The sequence below is a fragment of the Peptostreptococcus russellii genome, from assembly GCF_900110295.1.
In the GTDB taxonomy this organism is placed as follows: Bacteria; Bacillota; Clostridia; order Peptostreptococcales; family Peptostreptococcaceae; genus Peptostreptococcus; species Peptostreptococcus russellii_A.
The window spans coordinates 1-4531 of record NZ_FODF01000044.1; the positions used below are offsets into that span (position 1 = coordinate 1).

General features: G+C 30.4%; 3 protein-coding genes. 2 read left to right on the forward strand and 1 reads right to left on the reverse strand.

What is annotated here, in order from left to right; translation table 11 throughout:
* Window positions 1–224: 224 nt before the first annotated feature.
* The gene (hydA, locus tag BMY82_RS09105) at window positions 225–1604 is read left to right on the forward strand and encodes a dihydropyrimidinase (RefSeq protein WP_091976239.1); all 1380 of its coding nucleotides are present in this window, start codon (window positions 225–227) and stop codon (window positions 1602–1604) included.
* 112 nt (window positions 1605–1716) lie between these two features.
* Complete coding sequence (locus tag BMY82_RS09110; protein WP_091976240.1) at window positions 1717–2940, forward strand: Zn-dependent hydrolase; 1224 nt, start codon at window positions 1717–1719, stop codon at window positions 2938–2940.
* 120 nt (window positions 2941–3060) lie between these two features.
* Here BMY82_RS09110 and BMY82_RS09115 read toward each other — a convergent pair.
* On the reverse strand, window positions 3061–4531 hold a 1471-nt coding region (locus BMY82_RS09115), incomplete at its 5' end, for a sigma-54 interaction domain-containing protein (RefSeq protein WP_091976241.1).

Below are 4531 nucleotides of genomic sequence, written 5' to 3' on the forward strand. Positions count from 1 at the left end.
TATTTTTCTTATTATTAAGTATTATTTAAGTGTATAACTATTACTTAAAATTTATTTACGTTTTAACTATATATTTTTATTTGAAATTTTCTTGTAAAAATATATTGCATAAATAATTTTTAAGGTAATAATGCTTATATATTTCAGAAATTACTATCTTATAGGGCCATTGGGACAGTCAAATTATTACTCTTTTATATTTTAATAAAATAGGAGGAAATATTATGTCAAATTATGATTTAGTTATAAAGAATGGTACTATTATTACAGCTAGCGACAAATATAAAGCGGATCTTGCTATTAAAGACGGCAAAATAGTAGAAATATCTTCTTCTTTAGATGCCCCAAATGCATATGACGCAAGTGGAAAAATTTTAATCCCCGGTGGAGTTGATGTTCATACTCACCTTGATATGCCTTTCGGAGGAACTTTTTCAAGCGATGATTTTCAAACTGGAACAAAAGCTGCAGCTATCGGCGGTACGACTTCAATAGTAGATTATGCTGTTCAACCTCAAGGAAAAACTTTACATGAAACTATTGATATTTGGAGTGAGAAAGCAAATGGCAAAGCAGTTATAGACTATGGCTTCCACCTTGCTGTAACTAATTTAAACGAAAATACTAGAAAAGAACTCCCACAAATTATAAACGATGGTTTTCCTTCTTTCAAAGTATTTATGGTATACGATGGTATGCGATTAGATGACAGAACTTTGCTTGAAATTCTTCAAATAGCAAAAGATAGCCACGGTCTTGTATGTGTTCATGCAGAAAATTATGACACAATAAATTATAGGGTTAATCAACTTTTAAAAGATGGGAAAACGGAGCCTCTATACCATGCTATTTCTAGACCACAAAAATGTGAAGCAGAAGCAACTAATAGAGCAATAAAACTTGCAGAAATGAGTGATGCTCCTATATACATAGTTCATGTCAGCAATAGAGAAGCTGCAGATGAAATAAGAAAATCAAGAGCAGAGGGATTCCCAACAATGGGGGAAACTTGCACTCAATATCTGCTTCTTAATGAGGAATATTATAAGGAAGAAGGTTTTGGAGGTGCAAAGTATGTAATGAGCCCTCCACTAAGAAATAAAAAGAATAATGCCCTACTTTGGGAGTCTATTAGAAGTGGCGATATTCAAACAATAGCTACTGATCATTGTCCTTTCTTTATGAAACAAAAAGAACTTGGTAAAGATAATTTTACCAAAATTCCAAATGGCGCTCCTGGAATAGAAGCTAGAATGGCGCTTATTCACCATTATGGCGTAAATGAAGGTAATATATCTATAAATAAATTTGTAGAGCTTACTTCAACAAATCCTGCGAAAATATTTGGAATGTATCCTAAAAAAGGTACAATCGCAGTTAATTCCGATGCCGATATAGTTGTATTTGATGAAGATAAAGAAATTACAATCTCTGTAGATATGCTTCATGAAAATGTAGATTATTCGACCTTTGAAGGTTTTAAAGTTAAGGGTTATCCAGTTGCAACTTTTTCAAGGGGAGAACTAATAGCCGAAGATGGAAATTATATAGGAAAAGAAGCTCGTGGAAAACTTATTAAAAGAAAAAATATAGAAATACTATAAACTTATACTACAATTTAAAGTATATATATAGCTTAAAAGTAGAATATGAGAATGTGATTTAAATATGTCTATATAAAAAATAAATTTATCAATTATTTAGGAGGAAACTATTATGCTTAAATGTAATATGGAAAGACTTGAGGAAAAAATTTTATGTTATTCAAAATTTGGTGATACTGGAAATGGTGGTATTACAAGACTATGTCTTTCAGATGCTGATATACAAGGAAGAAAAGAGTTCATAAGAAGAACAAAAGAATTAGGTGCAGATATAAAAATAGATGACATGGGCAATATCTATGCAACTTTAGAAGGTTCTGATAACTCACTTCCTGCCATCGTGATGGGATCACATGCTGATTCTGTTGTAAATGGAGGAAACTACGATGGAATACTCGGTGTCCTTACTGGCCTTGAAGTCGCAGAAACAATAGTAAAAGAAAATATCCCCCATAAACATCCTATTACTATTATGATTTGGACTAATGAAGAAGGTGCTCGTTTTGATCCTGCTATGATGAGTTCTGGTGTTATTTGTGGAAAATTTAAAAAAGAAGATATGCTAGCATCTTCAGACATAGAAGGTGTTACATTTGGTGAAGCTCTTGCTGAAAGTGAATTTTGTGGAAATATAGAAAATAGACTAGATCCTAAAAAATGTCTTGGCATGCTAGAGCTACACATCGAACAAGGACCTGTTCTTGAACAGCATGGAGTAGATATAGGAGTTCTTGAAGGTGTAGTTGGTATGGTAAACTATGAGTTTGAGTTTAAAGGACAAGCAGGTCATGCTGGAACTGTCCCTATGCCTTGGAGAAAAGATGCTCTATTTGCAGCTGCTAAGGCACTTGACTATCTTCATAGTGAACTCGACAAACTAGATAGTAAACTTGTATACACAACAGGTAGGATACTTTGTCATCCAAATGTTCACACAATCGTACCAGATAATGTAAAATTGACTCTTGATGCACGCCATCAAGATCCTGAAGTCATCAAACAGGTAGTAAAGGTTGTAGAAAATATTCCTAAGGAACTTGCAAAATGTAATGTATCCTATAAAGAGCTATGGGCTAGAAATACGGTGAACTTTAATAAAGAACTAGTAGATGCTGTTCAAAAATCTGTTGATGCTCTTGGATATTCCAACATGAGAATGTACTCAGGGCCTGGACATGATGCACAATATGTAGCAGATATAATGCCTACTACTATGATATTTGTACCTAGTGATGGTGGTCATAGCCATTGTGAAATAGAGCATACATCTATAGAAAACTGTTGGAAAGGTTCCAACGTATTATTAAATACAGTTTTAGAACTAGATAAAAAATAAAGAGTAGAAAATATTTATTAGTTAAGACAATAAAAATTCTTATGTAAAAAATAGCCATCTTCTAGAAGATGGCTATTTTAAAAATCATTAATTAAGCTGTTACTTATACTTTAAATCCAACTATCGACAATGCTTTTTTATCAAACGATTGGCTGTACTTTGAGAAACCTTTAAAGCCTTTGCTAATTTATATGAAGAATTATATTTTTTATAAAATTTTTTCACTAAGTATTCTTCAGCATTATTCATTATTTCCTTATAATCACTTCCCTCTTCAATTTCTATTTTAAAATCTAAATTTTCTTCTTTTTTATTTTCATTTAATATATTTTTAGGTAAATCATTAATCTTTATAGAATCATTTTTCGAATTAATTAAAAGATATTCTATAAGATATTCTAATTCTCTTATATTGCCTGGCCAAGAATAATTAATCAACTGTTCTTTTACTTTTTCACTAATAGAAACATTAGTATTATATTTCGTATTAAAATAACTCATAAAATGATTAACAAAAAGTTCTATATCCTCAGGTCTTTCCGAAAGAGATGGCATCTTTAACTGAACCATGTTTAATCTATAATATAAATCTTTTCTAAACTTTCCTTCACTAACAAGTCTTTCAAGATCACAGTTTGTTGCTGCAATAATTCTTACATTTGCTGTTTGTTTTTTTGTACCACCAACTGCTATAAACTGTTTTTCTTGAACAAGCTCTAAAAGTTTTGCCTGCAAATTTATAGGAACTTCACCAATCTCATCTAAAAATAATGTTCCTCCTTCTGCTTCTTCTATTAAACCTTTTTTCCCTGTATTTGAAGCTCCGGTAAAAGCACCTTTTGTGTACCCAAAAAGTTCAGATTCTATTAAATTTTCCGGTATTGTAGCGCAATTAATATTTACAAACGGCTTTCTTGACCTACAACTTATTTTATGAATATATTTTGCAAGAGATGTTTTCCCTGTTCCTGAATCTCCCGTTATAAGTATGTTGATATCTTTGTCAGAAAATCTTCTTGCTTTTGAACTAACCTCTCTTATTTTTTCACTTTTAAAGCCTATAAATTTATTTTTTTCCCTACTATTCTTTTCTACTATTTTCTCTTCTTTCATTAATCTACTTTTAGCGTGATTAAGTTCCTTATACATTATCTCATTTTCTGTTATATCTCTACATTTTTCTACTACATAAATAATATCACCTTTTTTATTCAAAATAGGAGATGATGTATTTAACATTATTCTTCCATCAACAGTTTTTTGTTTATATATAATTGTCTTTTTACTCTCTACTACTTTATCAAATAAAATTACATCTACATAATTATTCTCTACTATATAATTAACATGTTTCCCTAGTAATTTTTCTTTTGGTATACCATAATTTTCCACAAATTTTTCATTACAATATACGGCTATTCCTTCAGCATTCGATATAAATATTTCATCATCAGAACAATCTATTATTTTTTTAAATAAAGATTCTGATATATTTTCATCGAATAATACATGTATATCTACTTTCTTTAAAGAAATAGTTAAAAAATCATCTCTATCTATTTCTGTAAAATACTCTACCTCTGAAATATTT